14 protein-coding genes, 2 tRNA genes and 1 CRISPR repeat array are annotated in these 19826 nt (G+C 51.9%); of the genes, 3 read left to right on the forward strand and 13 right to left on the reverse strand.

Annotation, left to right across the window (positions count from 1 at the left end; genetic code table 11):
- Nucleotides 1-203: 203 nt before the first annotated feature.
- Nucleotides 204-288 (forward strand) — tRNA-Ser (locus JX360_RS05670).
- Nucleotides 289-462: 174 nt separating this feature from the next.
- A tRNA-Met gene (locus JX360_RS05675) sits at nt 463-534 on the forward strand.
- A gap of 495 nt (nt 535-1029) precedes the next feature.
- On the opposite strand, the gene JX360_RS05680 is transcribed toward JX360_RS05675, so the two are convergent.
- From JX360_RS05680 to cas10, 13 genes are all read right to left on the reverse strand, one after another.
- A complete protein-coding gene (locus JX360_RS05680; protein ID WP_244349643.1) occupies nt 1030-2355 on the reverse strand; it encodes a TIGR02710 family CRISPR-associated CARF protein in 1326 nt (441 codons plus the stop codon).
- Nucleotides 2337-2900, reverse strand: a complete 564-nt coding sequence (locus tag JX360_RS05685) for a Uma2 family endonuclease (RefSeq protein WP_244349644.1) — start codon at nt 2898-2900, stop codon at nt 2337-2339. The genes JX360_RS05680 and JX360_RS05685 overlap by 19 nt, the downstream gene beginning before the upstream one ends.
- Nucleotides 2901-2925: 25 nt before the next feature.
- A complete protein-coding gene (locus JX360_RS05690) occupies nt 2926-3834 on the reverse strand; it encodes a putative CRISPR-associated protein (protein ID WP_244349645.1) in 909 nt (302 codons plus the stop codon).
- A 15-nt stretch (nt 3835-3849) separates the two neighbouring features.
- Nucleotides 3850-4524, reverse strand: coding sequence for a hypothetical protein (locus JX360_RS05695; protein WP_244349646.1), 675 nt, complete (start codon nt 4522-4524; stop codon nt 3850-3852).
- Nucleotides 4524-5519 carry an RAMP superfamily CRISPR-associated protein gene (locus JX360_RS05700; RefSeq protein ID WP_244349647.1) on the reverse strand — a complete coding sequence of 332 codons (996 nt, stop codon included), beginning with the start codon at nt 5517-5519 and terminating at the stop codon, nt 4524-4526. The genes JX360_RS05695 and JX360_RS05700 overlap by 1 nt, the downstream gene beginning before the upstream one ends.
- Before the next feature lie 77 nt (nt 5520-5596).
- Nucleotides 5597-6046: a hypothetical protein gene (locus JX360_RS05705; RefSeq protein WP_244349648.1), complete on the reverse strand. Its 450-nt coding sequence runs from the start codon at nt 6044-6046 to the stop codon at nt 5597-5599.
- Nucleotides 6043-7008: an RAMP superfamily CRISPR-associated protein gene (locus JX360_RS05710; protein WP_244349650.1), complete on the reverse strand. Its 966-nt coding sequence runs from the start codon at nt 7006-7008 to the stop codon at nt 6043-6045. The genes JX360_RS05705 and JX360_RS05710 overlap by 4 nt, the downstream gene beginning before the upstream one ends.
- Nucleotides 7009-7033: 25 nt before the next feature.
- The gene (locus tag JX360_RS05715) at nt 7034-7663 is read right to left on the reverse strand and encodes a hypothetical protein (protein ID WP_244349651.1); all 630 of its coding nucleotides are present in this window, start codon (nt 7661-7663) and stop codon (nt 7034-7036) included.
- A gap of 14 nt (nt 7664-7677) precedes the next feature.
- On the reverse strand, nt 7678-8529 hold the full coding sequence (gene csx7, locus JX360_RS05720; RefSeq protein ID WP_244349653.1) for a type III CRISPR-associated RAMP protein Csx7: 852 nt from the start codon (nt 8527-8529) through the stop codon (nt 7678-7680).
- 106 nt (nt 8530-8635) lie between these two features.
- A complete protein-coding gene (locus tag JX360_RS05725; RefSeq protein ID WP_425244365.1) occupies nt 8636-9073 on the reverse strand; it encodes a hypothetical protein in 438 nt (145 codons plus the stop codon).
- Nucleotides 9070-10287, reverse strand: coding sequence for a type III-D CRISPR-associated RAMP protein Csx10 (gene csx10 / locus JX360_RS05730; protein ID WP_244349657.1), 1218 nt, complete (start codon nt 10285-10287; stop codon nt 9070-9072). The genes JX360_RS05725 and csx10 overlap by 4 nt, the downstream gene beginning before the upstream one ends.
- Nucleotides 10287-11012 (reverse strand): RAMP superfamily CRISPR-associated protein, encoded by a 726-nt coding sequence (locus JX360_RS05735; protein WP_244349659.1) that lies wholly within the window; start codon nt 11010-11012, stop codon nt 10287-10289. The genes csx10 and JX360_RS05735 overlap by 1 nt, the downstream gene beginning before the upstream one ends.
- On the reverse strand, nt 11009-13366 hold the full coding sequence (gene cas10 / locus JX360_RS05740; protein ID WP_244349660.1) for a type III-B CRISPR-associated protein Cas10/Cmr2: 2358 nt from the start codon (nt 13364-13366) through the stop codon (nt 11009-11011). The genes JX360_RS05735 and cas10 overlap by 4 nt, the downstream gene beginning before the upstream one ends.
- Nucleotides 13367-13874: 508 nt before the next feature.
- On the opposite strand from cas10, the gene cas6 reads away from it, so the two are divergent.
- Nucleotides 13875-14999: a CRISPR-associated endoribonuclease Cas6 gene (cas6, locus tag JX360_RS05745; RefSeq protein WP_244349662.1), complete on the forward strand. Its 1125-nt coding sequence runs from the start codon at nt 13875-13877 to the stop codon at nt 14997-14999.
- Between the two features lie 50 nt (nt 15000-15049).
- A CRISPR array of direct repeats spans nt 15050-19595; the repeat unit is 37 nt; unit sequence GTTTCCGTCCCCTTGCGGGGAAAAGGTAGGGATCAAC.
- The last annotated feature ends 231 nt before the right edge of the window (nt 19596-19826 follow it).

The following is a 19826-nucleotide window of genomic DNA, read 5'->3' on the forward strand; positions in this document are numbered from 1 at the left end:
GTGGTGGTGACCCGTTTCATGGGGACTATTGTATGTACTATTTCTGTTGCTGAATAAATTCAGCCTGTGCGCTTATATCCCCCGGTTAGAAACCGGGGGCTTTACGCTGCTTTTCGTAAGGGATCCCAATAAGGGCGCCACTGGGGGGCGAAAACAGGCCAAAGCTGGATCCCGGGTCTGATACAATTGAGGGTCTGAGCGCTGGAGAGGTGGCCGAGTGGTCGAAGGCGCAGCACTGGAAATGCTGTGTGGGGCAACTCACCGTGGGTTCGAATCCCACCCTCTCCGTTCTCCTCATGCACCTCGTCAGAACTGAGGTTACAAGTCGTTTGTGCCAAGGCGCCGCTGTCGCGAAGGGGAGTGGCCATCGTGGATCCCTGTGATTCCTTCTGGATTGCCACTATGATCTGCGAAGAATTCAACTGGGATCTTAAGGATGCTATCCTAGTTAAGCGCTGCTCTGGCTCAGTAGCTCAGTGGTAGAGCAGGGGACTCATAAGCCCTTGGTCGCGTGTTCAAATCACGCCTGAGCCATCCCACTACAACCCCCGCATGGGTAGTGCTCCCAAGATAGGGAGGTTTTCCCTATTGGAGCCACTGTTTGTTGCAGCGTTGTGACTGGATGTCGCTGCTTGGGGCTGGTTCGACCTCCAATCTAGTCCGTTGGCGCAGTCTGCCAAAGGCGTGATTTACATTCCCGATGAACCCTGTCTGAGTATCCAGCCCTATGTAGAGCAAGTGGTGCTGCCGACATTGGCAGATCCTAATGTCGGATGCTGGAACGGCTGCAACAGATGGGTCTACTGATGGGAGTTTGTACCCTTTACCGATGGGCAGATGAGAGTACTGGCTTTGGTGGGTTTGTCGGTCTTCAATGTGGTAGGAAGAGGATGTTGGCTGTGCAACCGAGAAGGTTAACTTGCCAGCGAGCGCATTCAGTCCCTCCGACATTCGCCCTTGCTCCTTATCTTCTGGCTTCCTCTTCTATGGGTTAGGGATCCCTACCCTCTCAGCGGATGTATTCTTCCTTCAGGGCTGCTCAAACAGAAAGTCCTGGGGAAACTGAGGGGACGAAGAGGACTTTTTGAAATTGAGTTCAGCAGCCAGCAGTTGCACACCCTCTCGAATAAAAGCCACCAGGGATCCCTGCATTTTTTGATAGTCACTTTGGGTGATGGGCTGAAATCCATGGGCAAATAATGAGTGGTTTCGCACCTGGAGGGCATCTGCAATCAAGGACTGCCGTTCCTGGAACAATTTTCCCAAAGGATCCCCACCCAACTGGCTGAGTAACTCATAGCTTTTGCGCAGGGCGATCTCGATTTTGCCTTGGCGATTTTGATAATGGGTGCGCAGAGCTTCAGGCAGTCGCTGGGGATCCACATTTCCGGTCTCAATCTCATACTTTTGTTTGAGACGAACTTGAGCCAATAACTCTAATGCCCGATAAATCCGACCCACTGCATCATCAAATCGCTGTTGGGAGGCTCGCCGCTCAGCATTGAGCAGGAGATCCTCGACAATCTCATAGCCATGACCTGGGGATCCCTGGGATCCATCAAACTCAGGATCAATCAGCCCCCGACTACTCATCACCCGCTTGAGAAATAGCCCCAACGGCTGGATCCATTTTTGTTTCATCAGAGGCTGTAGGTATGCCCACGCCTCCAGGTGATCAAAACGATCCCAGGCATCAAGAGCTAGGCAAAGAGATCGATGATTTCTAACTCGCCTGCTATCATCGGGCATCATTCCTTGCGCAACCACCAGATTTTCAAGCTCCACCAAAGCAGCAGGATAGTTATACTGAGCCACTAATGGGGGTACTTTTTGCTTTAATAGACGCTCTACCATCACAGGAGTAAGGCTGACCTGCATCGTCATTTCTCCTCTATTGACCCTAACTGTATCTGTGCGTTCTCCGGTGGTGAGAAATAATTTTGCCTCATAGTCTAATCCTGCTAATCCTAGGGCTAGAGACATGGTTTTTGTGCCGCCTGTATAATCAGCTTGCACAATGTTGCCGGGATCCTGCCTAATCTCAGCCATCTTTGCAGCAATCACTCGATAACACTCTGAAAGATCATCAAGACTTTCTAAGACGACGACATCTTGTTCTGGATCAAATCGCTCTCCTAGATTGGCTTGAGTTGGAATGTTGGGTAACCGTTCAATCACATCGGATCCCTTGTGAATCTCACAGGGAGTACCTGAGCCTGTAACTTGAGACACGGTTGTGCTGGAGCAAACAAATATGACTCGTTCAGGATTGAGCTTTTTGATGGCAGTGATGATGGGAGGAGGGGATCCCCCTACGGTGACAAAGAGAACGGTTTTCATAGAGACAAGGGCCACAGTTTTTCCAGAGAGCAAGTGAAATCGGGTAGCAAGGGGGAATCCAGAACATCCTGCCCCAGACAGGTTTTGATCAACACCAGGGATCCCTCCTGGCGGCGATAGATTTCGGCTTGTTTTTGCTGGGGATCCAGGATCCAGTATTCTTGCACCCCGCGACGGCTATAGAGTTTGAGCTTGATCTGGCGATCCCGGTTGGCATTACGGGATCCGGGGCTGATTACTTCAATCACCAATTCTGGGGCACTGTGCAGTTTGCCATCTTCTTGCAGGGCGTTTTGTAGGCGACTATGACTGATCCAGACCACATCTGGGGCGACATCGTCATCTTCGGCAAAGATCAGTCCCGGTGCGGTGTTCGCTATGCCCAAGCCTGTTTTATCGCTCCATTCATTCAGAAATTGAGCAAGGCGGGTTGCAGCATATTGGTGTTGCCAACTGGATTGATGGGTCACATACAACTCTCCATCAATGACTTCATAGCGCTTGCCATCCTCCGGCATCAGGGCCAGATCCGAGGACGTAAAGCGGTGGGCAGCAATCATGGCGTACCTCAAGAGCTAGGGTTCTTTAGAGCAACCGACCCAGGCGCTCCCGCAACTCAGCGGCGGCTTGTTCCAGATGAGCGGGAGTATGCCCCGTAGTCTCCACCATAACCGCCATGTGGGTGTCTGTACTCTCATGGAGGTGGATCCACAAAATATGCCGCCCATCAGGAGTTTTGCGAGGGCAGGACTTGAGACCATTTTTGGGGGCAGCGTAGGCTTGGGGGTCGTACCTGACCCGATCTACCCAGAGAGTTTCTTGCAGCAGTTTTTCCACTTTGGGCCAGATACGTGGGCGATGGTGGGCGGTATTGGCTTGCACTTGAATGACCTCAGAGCGTTGGCGACCAGAATCGGGCAAATCAACCCGGATCACCCGCTGCTGAGACTCTGTTTTGCCTGACAAGTAGGGCAGGTACACCAAGGCATCGTACTGCTCATGGATATAGCAGACTGGGATCCCCAATTCATTGCCCACCAGAGCCATGATCATGCTCTGGGCTTTGAACCCTCCTGTTGCTGCAAAAGTAACCATTCCTTTGGCCTGCTCAACCCAATGTTTCAAGAGGTGAGCCATGCGTTCCAAAGAAGACCTCTGTTCATTTGAGTCGTAGTTGAGCCCAGGGAGGGGTACCAAAGAAACATCCTGCTGCCCCAACTCCTGCTCAAAATAAAGCTTGAGGATCTGGGCACATTCCAACCCACTAGGGGTGTCGGAGTGCAACAATATCAAAACGTCTTGAGGAGTGGGATCCAGTCGCCAATAGGTATTGGTTTCAGCGCTGATCCGTTCCAGCTCAGCACTTTTCATCCAAGCGAGTGCTCGCTGGGGATCCCCGATCCTGTTTTGCCCAAGCCAGGGACGCTTGTTGTCGGATTCTGTGTCACGGTTGGTGAGGAGAGAGGTGCCCACGGTCATCATAATGGTTTGCATGGATTCTCCTAAGGGTTAGAGCAAGCTAATCCTACGGATCCCGCCATCGTCCTTCAGGTCTGTAATCGCCACTTGCACCACCTGACCCACAGACAGGGATCCTGCTCTTTTGGGTTCTTTTTGGGTAAGTCGAATGGTACCCAAGATCTCGTAGGTAACCCTGTTGCCATTGATATTAGCGACAGTGGCATCCAGTTTTTGGCCAACTCGAAACTGGGTGTTATCCCGGACTTCCGCAATTTCGGCGAGCCGTTGGGCTTGTTCTTCTACGGGGCGCTCTGAATCACTATTGAGCTGGGATCCCGGTGGTGGGGGTATTTCTCCGAGGGGCATACCTCCGTCTTTGTAGTAGCGCATGAGTCGAGCGGCCCAGCCCAAGATCTGCAGCATCTGGGCAGGGTTGTCCTTCAAGGATTCTAAGTAGTCCTTACAGATTTCTTCAATAGAGCGATAGTACCCTTCGGTTTGTTTGGTGCGGTGCAGGCGACGTTCTCGAACCAGTTCACTCATGAATTTGAAAAAGCGGGATCCCGCATCCGGGTGATGGGCAACGGATCGCAGATAAGCAGTCACTTTGCTCAGCTCATTGACATCCGTATTCGCCTTCACCAAGGTCATGGCGATGCTGTGAGCCAGATCCCAAGATTGGGGGCTCAGATCAACGGATTCCAGTAGAGGGGTGTTGGCCATCAATACACTCCAGACGGGGGTTTACGTAGAGCGGTGGGGTTCAAGATGGAGGAAAGTTGCTTTAGTTGCCCAGGCAGAATGTAGCCTTGGGTGGCTTTGATCTGTTTCTGGATGAAGGCTTTTAGGGTTTCGCCCTCCAGGATGTCCGATGCTGGGGCAACATAACTGCTGTAGCGGTCTTTGAGGTTAGCAGGCCGCTCAATTTTATCAATGGTGATTTGAATGGAACCTAAGCCCACTGGTTTACCGCCGCCCAGTTTGAGCAGCATTGGATGATTTGGATCCTGACCCAAAACGGTGAGTAGGGTGCCCAATTCGGCAGATGTGAGATTTTTGAAATGGATTTGGGTTTTGAACACAGTCTTTTTGGCAGCTTGTTGCGTGGGGGTGCCCCCATTTCCCGCATCCAACGCCTCAGTTTGAGCATAGTAAAACTTTCGCCCGGCAGCTTTACCATTTTGGAAATAGGCGCGACGCTGATCAGGACGAGGGCGATAGAGGGCAGGCAGGGATCCCCCGCTGGATCCGGCACTGACAGCGATGGCATCGCTGAACTCGACTAGACCTTGCCAGTCTAAGGCACCAAATACACGACTGGCGGGACAGAGTTGCTCTTTTTTGCGGCAGGGATGTCTATCTGGGGGGATCTGAGATCGATATTTGTTGGTGATAACGGCGAGGGTACTGTTGGTGATGGCCTCATACATGGCCCGAATTGCACCTTTGAGGGAACTTCCCTGGATTTTCAGCTTTTGATCCGGTGTGGTTGTCATCGTTTTCAGGAGTGGGATCCCGCGCACTCCCACATCACTCCCTAAGGCCAAGAAACCTGTAGAAACATGAACCGCGGTCTGCACCGTCAAGGTGAGAAAAAGGGTGCCATGTAACCTGTCAGCATGGAACTTAGCATGCCCGGCTGGCCTTTCCAGTTTGGGAGACTCTTTGGGAAACGGAATCAGTTCATAAGGTTTGGAGGAAACTGATTGGCTTCCCATATTTTGATTCTGATTCGGCTGGAGAGTTGTTGGATGGTGAGTTTGATGGGGAAGTCCTCTAGGGCCTCGGGTCATAGCTACCTCGGAATCAGTGCAATAAAGTGAACACGAGCAGTGACTGAATCGATAAAATATCGTTGACCTATCTCCAGCGCTTTGGAATAGTCAAAAGATTTGGGAAAACGAGTTTCCTGGTTTTGTGGGTTACCATAGAGATCGGCTTCGTAATCTTCATACCGCCACTCGCCTGAAAGGGGGGTAAAGGATGCTGCTGGACTTTGGGTGCCCAAATAGAGTAAATCCAAACCTCTTACAGTCTGCTTCCATCTCAGCTCCGCCTGAAGCGCAAACACTTGACCTTCTTGACAGGTGAAGTCATGCGGGATCCCAGACTGAATGCCGCTGACTTGGTGAGGCCAGCGCAAAAAGAAGTAGGTCGTTTCTGTATTGGGAAAGTGATGGTGAAGGATCCCAGCAATCTCAGAAGTATCTTTGAGTTTCAGCGAAGCAACGAAAGCCTGTCTCATGATGCTTTGGCCCCCTCTTGAAGTAGCTTGGCCCATGCTTTCACTGCCGTTGCCAACAGATGTTCAACTTTTGCCTCAGTTGACTGATTCCAGGTGAGTTTGGCTCCAAAGCCCAAGGGCATCAGTTCAGCCCCAACAGGCACGGCTTCACGATCAGGTTTGGGAAATCCATATTTCTTCGCCTCATCCGCAGTCAGAAACTCCCCTACCCCCAACAGGGATCCCTTGGGCCAAGAGAGATTGGATCCCATCAGCTTAAGGGTGTCCTCGACAAGGCAACCTGGATACTCCACAACTGCCGACTCATACTGAACCTGGACTGTGCCCATGCCTCGTGATTTGGCAAAACCAATGCCAAACCATCCTTCATTGAGATCTCGCAAGACTAGACCAATTAAACCCAATTGCGCCAGGGTAAAGTTTTTGAGGTGAATTTTGGTTTGAAAGGAGCCTTCCACACACACCTGGTAGTTAAATGGCCCCACTGCTACCGAGCCAAAAACCCGATCAATAGCAACACCGTTGCGTTCTTCAAGTCTAAGAGGAGCCCCTGGTTTGGGATAGGCATCTTCGATGCGGATGCGGCTGGCAAGGGCCGTATTGCCAAACATTTGATCAGTAAACGAAGACAGAGCATAGACTCGGTGGGATTCCTGGATCTTTTCCAGCCATTGATTGGCTTTTTGATCCAAGGGATCGCTGGCCCAAAGCTTGAACTTATCTCCTTCAGGCCGCTGATCACTGCCCACCGTTCTGACAATTCGTTCGGCATGGGCACGGATGGCTCCTTTGAGGGAGCTGCCAGGGAAATAAACGGTTCTGCCGCCCCGATGATAGGTTTCCACAAACTCCATATCGGGTTTGGTGGGATCCGCTCCTTCTTTACCTGATTTAATCAGGACAGGGCCATCGGGCTTAAGGGTGAGGGTGAGGGTGCAGTGGTTCACGTAACGTTTGTGCATTGTTTGAAATCCTCGAATAAGGGAATTAGGCAGGGATGAGAGTTTGCAGCTGAATAGTGCATTGAGAGAAAACAAAGTTAACAGCAGCAAATAGTTCGTCTAGCTGCTGGATAGTGTAAAACTCTCTATTCAAGATAAATTGATTATCTCTTAATTTTCCAAACTGCCAGGTTACACCGTTAGAAGTAATACCATAAATAATAATTCTTTTAATTCTTTCGTTGTCATTGAGACGCTGAGCAGCAATCATTTCAGAAATGCACTGCCCCCAAGCTTGGTCAAAGTTATCTTTTTTTGCTTCAACCAATAGCAAATAAGGTTTATCGAAAACAACTCGGCCTAATGGTGAGCGACGAGCCAAAATATATTCGGGGAAACCCTGTAGATCCTGATCATATGCTAGATAGCGATGGCTCCAAAGAATAAAATGCTCTCGATAAGTTTTCCATACTTCCTTGAAGATAGGATAGATAATATTTTCGCAAATAGCAAACTCTGAGCTGTCAACAGCTCCATCTTTCATAACAATCTCAAGATCCTGTCGAAAAAACTCTGGGATAGAGAACGGCAGCTCTTCAAGAAAAATTTCCTCTCGATAAAAGATCTGAGAGGCTTTAATTGTTTCACCTACTGTTTTATAGTTTGTAAAGGCCATCGGGATCCCTCCTTTTATGCACCAATGCTGGTCGGTTGAAGCTGGGAGGTTGTTCTTAATTTAGTAATGAGTGCCTCGACCCAGTCTTGACGGTAAGCCTGTGCCGTTTCTGGCGAAAGCGGTTGTCGGGATCCGCGCACCAACTCTTGTAAATAGCGGAGAAGGCGTTGGGGATCCCCTTCGGAGTCAAACCAATAGGTTTCCAAAATATCCAGTTGGACGACCCCCAATCCCCGTGAGCGCCCGCCCCCCAAAGGAATCTGCTCTGTCTCAAATTGGTGTAAGCCAATGGTGAATAAACCCAGTTCCCATTCTTGGGCATTTTCTACCACGGCATGAAACTCAAACGGTGTGTTGGCGGGTACCACCTGAAAATCATAGAGCTTGCCATCTGAGGCTGTTTCCGTATCTCGGTCAATCGCTACTCCATCCCGCTCTTGATATTGTCCAAACCAAGCGCTTGGCACCACAGGCAGATCGCGAATTTGCACCTTGCCCGCCAACCAAGGGGAGCCGAAAACTTGCGACACCAGATCCGTAACCCCCAAGAGAGCTTCCGTTAAGGCAGCATCGTTATTCTTGTGATTTTGTTTGAGGTCATTGATAATCCTAAATTGCTCAGAACTGGTTAACTCACTGGGATCCTTAGCCAAGCTTGGATCAATTCCCCGCAAGAAACTTTCCAAACGGGAACGCATGGCACCCTTGAAGCTGGAGCCGGGAATGATCGGGCGACCGACTGCATCTTTGAGAACGGGTAAATCCGAGCCGATGGGTTCGGTAGAACGTCCCGCTCCAATTCTTAGGGCGGTCACTGTGGTGAGGATCCCGGTGATTTCAAGTCGGTTTTTGAAGATATCAAACATGGCTCTTTCCTAAACTAAGACAGGCTGCTGCGTATAAGAAAGCAGGATCCCTAGGATTTTATTGATTGCGTTGATGGATTACTCCTTGGAGTCAATAGCAGGAATCTTAGGATTCCCCGTCGCGCTTGTACTTGAGATAGCGGGCACCATAGCCGAGGTATCGACGGATCAAATCCATCTTAATCTCGTTGGTTTTGGGGGATCCCTTAGCCACTTCGGCTTCTTTGGCAATGTCAATGGCTTTTTGATGAATCCAATGATCAATATCTTTGATGATGGATTCAGCCAGAGAATTTTTCCCCTTCCCCCATTTGTTATCTCGACCGACTTGATAGCGAAGAAAGTTCTTGATGACCTCTGGACTATCTGTGGAGGTTGCAACATGGAGTAAATTGCGGTACTGAGATTCCTCTAGATTTTTGAGATCCCTAAAATTATCCAGAGCAGTTTGGATTCTGGTAACCAGCTCATCTTCTGCTAAGCGGATCCCACGTTGAATCTTAAGCTCCTGCTCAGAACTAACCTTGTCAGTTGTGATTGTCATACCGCATTCTCCCAAAAATGAAGATGAAACTCGCTGCACACTTCAACTTGACCAAATCCTTCGCTGGTACGCTCACCAACGCCGATCTGCTCTAAGTCAGTCAGTGCAGGGATCCAGCGATCCAACTGAGTGGTACTGAAAAGAAACACACTCCCTGGGCTGGTGACCAGATCCACATCTTTGAACAATCCCCATGCAGCATTCCAACCAGAAACATAGTCGTAACTGCTGAAGGCAAGCTCCAGACAGAGGGATCCATCCTCAATACCCGTCTCTTCCTGCAGCATGGCAGGGCTAAGAACGGTGGTTCGCTGCCAGTTGTCTCGTAGGATGGCGCCGGACTGTAGGCCGATAGCGAAATACTGCCGGTCGGAGGGTAGTTTTGCGGAAGCAAAAATTTGCCAAGCTTGCCATCGCTCTTGAAGTTTTTTGTTAAAGGTTGTGAGGCGTTGAGGCAGGGAGGAGGGGGTGGAGGATTGAGGTTTGGCTTCAATCCTGACCCGTCCCAAGCCGCGGGATACACTTCCACCCAAGCGGAGCAGATGGGCATTGGCTTGGATATATCTGGTTAGGGTTTCCGCCAGTTTGGCATCCCTAAGATAAATCTTGCCGTTAAAGGTTGTGGCCCGAATCGGTTGCTCCTTTCTGGGTTGACCTTCATTCATCACCTCCAAGCTATAGAGGATTTGGTCGGCAGCGGTGGCGCGGCGCCGGTTGATGCCGACACGGGTGAGAAGGCGTTTGCCGGTTGAAGCCATTTCATACTGGGATCCCTTGGGCTGGTAAAACCCTCGGTAAGGCTCGACCCGTCCCCCGGATCCATCTGGCTCAGTCGGGTCAAAGGGGATCCCCAGCTTGTGGGAGCAGAAGCGGTCGATGAGGGTGTCAAAGATGCCCGTCTTATCCTTGCCTGAATCTTTGAACCCCGGATCATTTTTGGAACTCAGAGCCGTAGCAGGCAGAACCTTACTTTGGGATCCTGGATAGGCGTTGGTAAAAACGGCGGGCTGAGCCGCTGTGAACAGGGCCGCAAAATCTCCCTCCAGAGGAGCATGGGGATTGGCTTGAGCTTGGCTCAGGATCAAACCGGCTATTGCTCCGCGAATGACACTGCCAGGGATGTAGTCCTGGGCTTCGCTGATGGCTCCCCCTGGTTTTTGGCGACCAATGGCAAGGGGAGATTCCGCCGTAAGGGTGAGTTGGATAGTTTCCATCAGACCCATCCTCCTTGACCCAGTTGCGCCCAATCTTGCTCGGTCGGTTGCAGCGGAACCAGCGATTGGGGATCCCAAGTGAGCCAACCCAACCCCGCAGATTTACTCCCTCCCAAGGCATGAATGTGATGGAGCGCTGCAAGGATGAGGGCTTTGCCCCAGGATGGACAATCCGGCAACAGGTGCAGGGATCCCGTGAATTTCAGGGCTGTTGCGGGAGAGGTCTCGATGAAATAGAGCCGTTGATCTTCGGCGGTTTGGCGGCGACGGTTGAGGGTCACCCCAGGGCGCAGAGCCTCCTCATAGCCCTCTGGAGAAAGATCACACACCAGGTCATCCACCCAAAGGCGAGAGGGTAGGGTGGGGTTGCCAAAGATTTGACAAACCCAACAATGGGATCCCTCATATCCCGCAACCCGGTACTCCTCGCGCTCAAAACGACCCGGGATCCCTTCCCGTTTGGGGCACATCAGGTTGGGATCCGGAGATTGGCAAATGGCCCAGCCCAGCCCCCGCGCTAATTTTTCACATTCATGACGCAACCGTCCTTTCAGTTGGGATCCTGGGATCAACAGTCGGCCAAAGGCATCTTTGACGATGGGTTTGTCCGCCAGGGAGCCACTGGAGCCACCGGATCCCACCGAAAGCGCAGAGGAAAGGGTGGCGGTGAGGGAGACAGAGGCTGTGGTACGGCCCTGAAGGGGTAATTCTGCCAGTCGAATCATGCCTCTCCCTCCACGGCTGCTAGAGCACCGACTTTTTGATCAGCACCCTCTACCTGTACAAACCCATAGAGATCCACCAGGTCTTGCCAAATCGTCTCGTAGACACTGGATGAACCTTCGGATCCCAGGTGCATCCAGGGGGGGAGGTAGCCATCATTGGTTTTGGCTTTGCACCAGGTTTGTTCAAACGCTTCCACGAGGGGCTTACCTTTGGATCCCAAGCGGGTGCGGAAATAGAGGTAGTTGAGGGTGGCAGTCCGTTTGCCTTTTTCCAAAAAGCTGCGCATTTGGTAAAGTTGTGAACGAGGGAATCCAGAAACTTTAAGGGCTTGTACAGTTTTCAATAAGCCGTGGACTTCCTGTACAGTATAGGGAGCAGCATAGAGCTGAAGGGTGTGATTTCCTTTGGAAATCTCTAGGGCTTGCTGACGAAACTCCTTGATGCTGGAGGCAATCATCGTCACTGACTTGAGAGTGAGAAAATCAAGAGTTGCAACAGAAGAATCTGAATGAGCAGGCTTGAGTTTTTTGGAGTAGGTCTTAGCGGATTTACACAGTTGATCAGTGAGTTTTTGAGCATAGTAAATCGGAGTGTCTTCAGATGCGATCAAAACACCTGCTGAGCTGGATAGCTGACACAGCTTGGCGGATTGAGAGTCAGACCCATATGGTTGATAGCGTTGTTTGATTGTCCCAGGAGACTGGGCAGCATAATCTTTGGACTTAGAGAGCAGTATTTGCTCAAATTGTTCACAAAACGTTGTGGCAATATCAAGCGCTTTGTGAGCGGGAACGATAACAAATACATCATCCCCTCCCACAGTTAAAATCTCAAAAGGATGAATCCATCGTCCGTTGCGCTCCTTACCGGTTTCGGAATCCTGCTGTAGGCTATGGATTTGATGAGCTTGCAAATGCTGAGCCAAGGCATGATAAACGGCTTTTTCGGTTGCTTCTGAAACATCCTGGCTAAATCTTTGATAGGCTTCTGGGGTTTTGATTTGTTTTTGGATATAGCCTCCCATGTTGTTGCCATCAGCATAGATATAGGCAACAAAGCCCTGGCAGCCGCTACTTGCATTGGCAATCTCTCGCAAGGACTGTGCCTCGCCAATGGTATCGTGAGGATGGGCTTTTTCTTCATGGATTTTATAGTAGAGATCTTGATAAAACCGACCTTCAGAAGAGTCCAAAAAACGTGCGAAACGACTCACCCAACTTTCCACAAAACCGGGATCCCATTCGGGAAACTTGCGAAACCATCCTTGCTTGCCAGTTTCCATCCTTTTGGCTTGACGACCGACCAGGGCTTTGCGGGCAGTGGCTTCCGAAAGCCAAGGCTCACCGGGTAGCTCAGCTTTGGCAATGGCAGAACGACGGTCGGTGCTATCCCGACGGATATAGGGATGGGTCTCAAAGAAGGCAGGATGGGCGCGGCTGGGGCGGTTAGGATCCGGGTTGCCGTTGCGGCGGTGGTTAAACTGGGCAGCCAGATGACCGACCAATTCGTTGAAATTTTTCCGGCTTTCAAACTCTTTTTGGCTTGCATTTTTGCCGTAATAGGCTTGCACCAGAGGATTGCTGTTGTTACGGGTGAGCCAATCCAGCCAGGGGGTCTCCTCAATCGGATCCCGCAGCAACCCGTAGCGCAACTCCAGTAACCGAAAGGTGGATCCCACAGCGCAGGCGTTGGCGGTGAGGGTTTCTTGGGTGTAGCGGCGCTCAATGGCATCGGCGAGATCATTGACCCAGGCTGCCGGACAAAAAGCAAGGATATTGCCACCGGTGGAATAAATGATCAGCTCCGGGATCAGGGCTGAGGCTAACCCCGGATAGTGTTGCTCGAGCCAAGCGTGGATCCCATGCTTCGGCTCAGGATCCTTCACAAACCTTTTGAGGGCAGAACGACTGGTTTCATCCAAATCGGCCCAGCCTGCGTAGGTATCTTCGGGATCCCCAAAAAAGGCGGGTAAATCGATCAGGTTAATGCGATCCAGAAGGGCGGAAGCGCCGCGGATCTCCGGTAGCTTGGCGGACTCGAAGACATACCCCTTGATCTTGGTGGCCCCACCGTACACCAGACCGATGCGGGTAGTCTGTTGCCAAACCTCTGGATAAAGAGCCTGAAGCTCCGCCGGTGTTTCTGGGAACTTACTGGGGTTTTGCTGCAACTGCTGGATCTGCTGAACAAGGGCGGCTGATTCGGGCGGGATCCCGGACTGATCTCCAGAGCGCAGAGCCGTGAGCATTTGTTGCAGGCTGGCAGGGTTCTGGGAGGGAGCCTTGGTTTCCCCCCAAGCCAAGCACCAGCTTAAAGCAGTGGCGATCCGAGCAGTTGAGTTGGCGGTACTCATGTTCTGTGCCTGGCAAGTTTCCTGAGGTGGGTCAAGGATTCTATGGATTGGGATAGCTTGGATGCGAAGGGCTACCTTACCGCTCAAGCTACTTTGGGCTTGCTTTTGAAAAAAATGAAAATAAGCCAGTCTCCTTTATCTTGAGTTCGATTCAGTGTCCAGCAGGCCGACCCTGTTTCAGAGAGTCAGCGACAGTTTTTTTCGACTATACACGAGTTCTGAGGCAGCCTACAGTCTCTGTTGCATAGAAGTTGATCCTTTATGAACTATAACAGGGGAAAAGCTGTAACCTGGCTTTCCACCTGCTGTACTGGAATCATTTTCTGAGTAGCAAAGTAACATAGACTGCCCATAATCGATTGGATTACAATTCAAGATTTTCTTTAGGTTGTTGTTCTCCCTTGGTCTTTTTAAGGGTAGGTTCTACTGGAAGGGATCCCTTCCAATTTCTTCTTGAAGGGGTGTACTGGCGAGATGGGCTAGGTTCTGAGAGGGTTAGGGGTTGGCCATGGTCAGCGAGCTTTGTTTTTCGGATCTGCCAGCCGAAGCAGGTCAGGGGTGGCCAAGGGGTGGAGAGATGGTGGGGATAACGCTGGAGGTTCAAGCTCTCCAGTCCTACAGCTTGGATCCGCACTATGCGAAGGGATTGCATGCTTGGTTCTTAAGCCAAGTGGAGCAAACCCATCCGCGTCTGTCGGCCTATCTGCACGATGGAGAATCTGAGAAGCCCTTCACCCTATCCCGGCTGATGGGGCCGTTCCGAGAACAGGGGGGGCGACAGGTCATCCCTCCCAATACCCCCTTCCAATGGTCAATCACTGGCCTCAATCCAGAGGTGGTGGACTGGCTGTGGGGATGGAGTCAACGGTTGCCTGCTTGGTTGGAACTAAGGGGATCCCCGCTGCAGATTCGGGGGTGGAAAGTTTTGTTTCCTCCACGAACCTATAGTCAACTGCTTGAACAGGCACCTTCTAGTGGGTCTTGCAGTCTTTCGTTTGTATCTCCGACCAGTTTCCGGCACCGAGGGCATCATCTCCCTTTGCCGGTTCCCAAAAACCTGTTTCACAGCTATCTTCGCCGTTGGAATGATTTTTCTGGCCTGCCGATTGAGGTGGATCTGTTTCTCGACTGGGTGGATAGGGAGGTCACCATCCAAAGATACCGCCTAGAATCTGTCAAAACCACGGCAGGTCGTCAGGGATCCGTGACAGGGTTCATTGGTTGTATTCAGTTGGCTGCGTCACCCCGCATGCCTGAGTTGCTGCGCCAACAGGTGCAAGCCCTACTTCAATTTGCCCCCTACTGCGGCACCGGCCACAAAACAACCTTTGGACTGGGACAAACCCGCTTGGGTTGGCTAGCTGCTGAGCGGGTTTCTACGCCTAGAGCTTCTCAGGAGGAGCAGATAGCTGAACGAATCCAGGAGCTGAGCACCCTATTTCTGTCTCAGCGCCAACGGCAAGGGGGATCCCGGGCAGAGAAGACGGCTTGGTTATGGGCAACGATTCTGGCCCGACGGGAGAGCGGAGAATCTCTGGAGGTGATTGCCAAGGATCTGGAGATGCCTTATGAGACCGTCAAGACCTATGCCAAGCTGGCGCGGCGAGCAACTAAGAATTATCAATCCGTCTAGTGTCTCCTAGGCTGTACGACAACCAGATATTGACGAGTATTCAGTGTCAGGTTTCCGTCCCCTTGCGGGGAAAAGGTAGGGATTAACCACAGTCCCCGATATGTGGCGGCGTATCGAGGGATTTTGTTTCCGTCCCCTTGCGGGGAAAAGGTAGGGATCAACGCAAGCGGCAGAGAAACTGCATCCCAACCCGGAAGGCTTGTTTCCGTCCCCTTGCGGGGAAAAGGTAGGGATCAACACAGATCTGCGGCCAGCCGCCTGTTAGGATGCCAACCCCAAGTTTCCGTCCCCTTGCGGGGAAAAGGTAGGGATCAACTGCCATGAATGGCGCTAATGGGGGACTTCCTGGCAACAAGTTGCGTTTCCGTCCCCTTGCGGGGAAAAGGTAGGGATCAACGCAGCCATCTGCAGATCGGTGCCCAAGTCTTCGCTCCTCAGTTTCCGTCCCCTTGCGGGGAAAAGGTAGGGATCAACCGGGAGATCTAGGTTACGGAAGCCTTCACGGCTGCCCTTGGGAGTTTCCGTCCCCTTGCGGGGAAAAGGTAGGGATCAACTCCGTAATTCTACTAACCCGCTAATCAATAAAGCATAGTTTCCGTCCCCTTGCGGGGAAAAGGTAGGGATCAACGCTACGGCCGGGTATTCCCGGGCTGATGAGGAAACCTTTGTTTCCGTCCCCTTGCGGGGAAAAGGTAGGGATCAACCCTTGAATAAGCCTAATTCTTCAGGGAGGTTTTCCCCTTGTTTCCGTCCCCTTGCGGGGAAAAGGTAGGGATCAACATGGCTATATTCCGGGTCGCGCGATTTGGACCGATCATCGTTTCCGTCCCCTTGCGGGGAAAAGGTAGGGATCAACTTGAAACCCGTCGGGTTGCGCCGTGACTGTCATTCCCAGCGTTTCCGTCCCCTTGCGGGGAAAAGGTAGGGATCAACAAAGCCAAGCCAAAATCACTAAATATCTCGTAGATTGGGGAGTTTCCGTCCCCTTGCGGGGAAAAGGTAGGGATCAACTCTGGGGCAGGTTGCCAAGCGAGACCTAGGAAGGTACGTTTCCGTCCCCTTGCGGGGAAAAGGTAGGGATCAACGGCGAGAATATCCAGCTCACCCCTGAGCAGTTGGGGTTTCCGTCCCCTTGCGGGGAAAAGGTAGGGATCAACCTGCATTGGCTAAGGCCAAAAATATGCTCAAGCAGTCAGGTTTCCGTCCCCTTGCGGGGAAAAGGTAGGGATCAACGATTTTTCAAGTTTTGTCTACCAAGAAATAACTTATTGTTTCCGTCCCCTTGCGGGGAAAAGGTAGGGATCAACTATTAGTCTCTGAACTCCGCAAAGCCCAACGGGCTGAGCGAGTTTCCGTCCCCTTGCGGGGAAAAGGTAGGGATCAACGGCTGGCTCCACCAGCCTACACAGGATCTAACCACCGCGGATCGTTTCCGTCCCCTTGCGGGGAAAAGGTAGGGATCAACGCTAAACAGCTTTGGGTCATCTCTCGGGCGTATCTAGTTTCCGTCCCCTTGCGGGGAAAAGGTAGGGATCAACTCGGACCAAAGTAAAGCAAGAAAACGAGGAAAACCTGAATGTTTCCGTCCCCTTGCGGGGAAAAGGTAGGGATCAACCATTGAGCGGGAGGAAAGCCAGAGCACAGTCCCTGTGCGTTTCCGTCCCCTTGCGGGGAAAAGGTAGGGATCAACGCTATGAGGCCGTCGGACTCGGTGTCAAAGCCATTGTCACGTTTCCGTCCCCTTGCGGGGAAAAGGTAGGGATCAACCACGTAACCGATGGAAACCGGTTTGTCCGTACCATCTAGGGTTTCCGTCCCCTTGCGGGGAAAAGGTAGGGATCAACCCCAGGCGTCTTGCACGTTGATTTAGCAGATCCTGATTTGGTTTCCGTCCCCTTGCGGGGAAAAGGTAGGGATCAACAGAAGCACAGTTTGATTTGTTTAATACACGAGATGCAATTAAGTTTCCGTCCCCTTGCGGGGAAAAGGTAGGGATCAACGGTGTTATTCACTGAGATAGGCCCCGAGGGCCCATCCCAGTTTCCGTCCCCTTGCGGGGAAAAGGTAGGGATCAACTGGGGTTGTCGTTGGCCCCACACATGAATTTAAACGTTTCCGTCCCCTTGCGGGGAAAAGGTAGGGATCAACCCAATATTGGCACGTGGGGTGACGAACCCCTTAAGGCGGGGCTAGAAGTTTCCGTCCCCTTGCGGGGAAAAGGTAGGGATCAACGAAGGCGGTTAAAGTCGCCAAAGCGGGGCTGAATGCCGTTTCCGTCCCCTTGCGGGGAAAAGGTAGGGATCAACAAGATGACAACAACACAGGAAGTAATCAACCTGTTAAAAGTTTCCGTCCCCTTGCGGGGAAAAGGTAGGGATCAACATCAGTAAAAGCCTATGCTCATGTACCTACACAACAATCTAGTTTCCGTCCCCTTGCGGGGAAAAGGTAGGGATCAACGTAGGTGGGAATGTAAGAGGGAAAAGGGGTATGAAAATGTTTCCGTCCCCTTGCGGGGAAAAGGTAGGGATCAACGGCGGGGTACGGCCTGCTTCCTTGAGGTGCGCCTGCTGAGGTTTCCGTCCCCTTGCGGGGAAAAGGTAGGGATCAACAAGCTCACGACTAAGCCCACGGCTAAGCTCACGACTAAGTTTCCGTCCCCTTGCGGGGAAAAGGTAGGGATCAACTTGCGGCTGCCGTGGAGAAGCTCCAGGTCAACAAGCTGAGTTTCCGTCCCCTTGCGGGGAAAAGGTAGGGATCAACAACCGGCCACAAAGCCGACTACGAAACCGACCACAAGTTTCCGTCCCCTTGCGGGGAAAAGGTAGGGATCAACGTTGGGGTCGTAACCTCTACTGCGTCAACAGTAGGGGGTTTCCGTCCCCTTGCGGGGAAAAGGTAGGGATCAACCAACGCTGCTGCCAAACGACTTGCCCATGTTGCCTCTGCTGGTTTCCGTCCCCTTGCGGGGAAAAGGTAGGGATCAACCTCCGGTGCCAAAATCTGGGACGCCGCCCCAATTAGAGAGTTTCCGTCCCCTTGCGGGGAAAAGGTAGGGATCAACCGCGTAGACTGCGGCTGCCGGTAGTGGCTACCGCAGTGTTTCCGTCCCCTTGCGGGGAAAAGGTAGGGATCAACGCTGAACGCTGAGAAGGCTGCCAAAACCGCTAAAGCGGGGTTTCCGTCCCCTTGCGGGGAAAAGGTAGGGATCAACAGGCTGTTCTTGGCTTCCGCCAAAGCAGCCTTGGCCGCTTCTGTTTCCGTCCCCTTGCGGGGAAAAGGTAGGGATCAACCCAGATAATCCCTGTATTGTATTCACAGAGGTTTCTAACAGTTTCCGTCCCCTTGCGGGGAAAAGGTAGGGATCAACACCCAACCGCCCACTGCACTAATTTGGCGGGTAGCAACCCGTTTCCGTCCCCTTGCGGGGAAAAGGTAGGGATCAACAGTTATTGCAGAAATCCGCTAACCTGCGCAAGCAGGTGAAGTTTCCGTCCCCTTGCGGGGAAAAGGTAGGGATCAACCAGTCTGGGCACAGCCTGATCACAGTCCAGGTACAGTTATTAGTTTCCGTCCCCTTGCGGGGAAAAGGTAGGGATCAACGAATTCAACGTGTTCCTCTAGGCGAGGGCGCGTTCGGGCGTTTCCGTCCCCTTGCGGGGAAAAGGTAGGGATCAACACCTGGGCAACGTCATGGTTCACAGTGACGGAGTCACCGTGTTTCCGTCCCCTTGCGGGGAAAAGGTAGGGATCAACTTCATAATATTCTATACAACTTGAACACTAAAAGTCCCGTAGTTTCCGTCCCCTTGCGGGGAAAAGGTAGGGATCAACATGGAGCCCAACATCGACGGGTACCTAAACCTGAACGAGCTGTTTCCGTCCCCTTGCGGGGAAAAGGTAGGGATCAACAGAGCCTCCGGAAGGCAGCCAACCTGCGCAAGCAGGGTTTCCGTCCCCTTGCGGGGAAAAGGTAGGGATCAACACAAACAACATGATACAGCACATCCAAACGATGTTAGGTTTCCGTCCCCTTGCGGGGAAAAGGTAGGGATCAACAGCTGGACTGTATGTCCGGCTATGTCGCCTTACTGTGGCGTTTCCGTCCCCTTGCGGGGAAAAGGTAGGGATCAACCGCTTTATCTCTACTTCATTGCGCTCACTAAGGTTGCACATGGGTTTCCGTCCCCTTGCGGGGAAAAGGTAGGGATCAACATGTAAAGGACTTCCTAGACCTGTGTGCGGCATGGGGAGCAATGTTTCCGTCCCCTTGCGGGGAAAAGGTAGGGATCAACAAGCAGGGCTAAATGCCCCGCTAGAAGCGGCTAAGGTCGGTTTCCGTCCCCTTGCGGGGAAAAGGTAGGGATCAACACGAAAATAGGCAGTTGGATAACCTGGGATTCATATTCCCGGTTTCCGTCCCCTTGCGGGGAAAAGGTAGGGATCAACGCCCGTTTGGGTCCCACCTCAAAAGGTGGAAAGACGTTTCCGTCCCCTTGCGGGGAAAAGGTAGGGATCAACGTCGATGTTGGGCTCCATCGACAGTTGCACACCCAAGTGTTTCCGTCCCCTTGCGGGGAAAAGGTAGGGATCAACCCTACCTCTGGAAAAGCTTGAATTCATGAGGTTTTCAAGGTGCAATTGCGAGGCACCACGGAGGTTCTGAGATACGAAAGTTAACTTTGCTTCCATGGATTAGCCCCAAAGGTGGAAATTGCTTTCCTTGGTTCATTATTCCATAGTTTCTCATGGATTTAGTCGTGGCATGTGAATTTCTTCTTGAAATCTTCGCCCGAAGAGTCAAGGCTTTTAGTGCCTAACTGCGAC

The sequence above is a fragment of the Thermostichus vulcanus str. 'Rupite' genome, assembly GCF_022848905.1.
GTDB lineage: Bacteria > Cyanobacteriota > Cyanobacteriia > Thermostichales > Thermostichaceae > Thermostichus > Thermostichus vulcanus_A.

Bases quoted from the DNA above. Each gene is read 5' to 3' on its own strand.
- JX360_RS05685 (WP_244349644.1), bottom strand. From the start codon at position 2,900: ATGATTGCTGCCCACCGCTTTACGTCCTCGGATCTGGCCCTGATGCCG.
- JX360_RS05705 (WP_244349648.1), bottom strand. From the start codon at position 6,046: ATGAGACAGGCTTTCGTTGCTTCGCTGAAACTCAAAGATACTTCTGAG.
- JX360_RS05690 (WP_244349645.1), bottom strand. From the start codon at position 3,834: ATGCAAACCATTATGATGACCGTGGGCACCTCTCTCCTCACCAACCGT.
- cas10 (WP_244349660.1), bottom strand. From the start codon at position 13,366: ATGAGTACCGCCAACTCAACTGCTCGGATCGCCACTGCTTTAAGCTGG.
- JX360_RS05715 (WP_244349651.1), bottom strand. From the start codon at position 7,663: ATGGCCTTTACAAACTATAAAACAGTAGGTGAAACAATTAAAGCCTCT.
- cas6 (WP_244349662.1), top strand. From the start codon at position 13,875: ATGGTCAGCGAGCTTTGTTTTTCGGATCTGCCAGCCGAAGCAGGTCAG.
- JX360_RS05725 (WP_425244365.1), bottom strand. From the start codon at position 9,073: ATGACAATCACAACTGACAAGGTTAGTTCTGAGCAGGAGCTTAAGATT.
- csx7 (WP_244349653.1), bottom strand. From the start codon at position 8,529: ATGTTTGATATCTTCAAAAACCGACTTGAAATCACCGGGATCCTCACC.
- csx10 (WP_244349657.1), bottom strand. From the start codon at position 10,287: ATGGAAACTATCCAACTCACCCTTACGGCGGAATCTCCCCTTGCCATT.
- JX360_RS05710 (WP_244349650.1), bottom strand. From the start codon at position 7,008: ATGCACAAACGTTACGTGAACCACTGCACCCTCACCCTCACCCTTAAG.
- JX360_RS05735 (WP_244349659.1), bottom strand. From the start codon at position 11,012: ATGATTCGACTGGCAGAATTACCCCTTCAGGGCCGTACCACAGCCTCT.
- JX360_RS05700 (WP_244349647.1), bottom strand. From the start codon at position 5,519: ATGGGAAGCCAATCAGTTTCCTCCAAACCTTATGAACTGATTCCGTTT.
- JX360_RS05695 (WP_244349646.1), bottom strand. From the start codon at position 4,524: ATGGCCAACACCCCTCTACTGGAATCCGTTGATCTGAGCCCCCAATCT.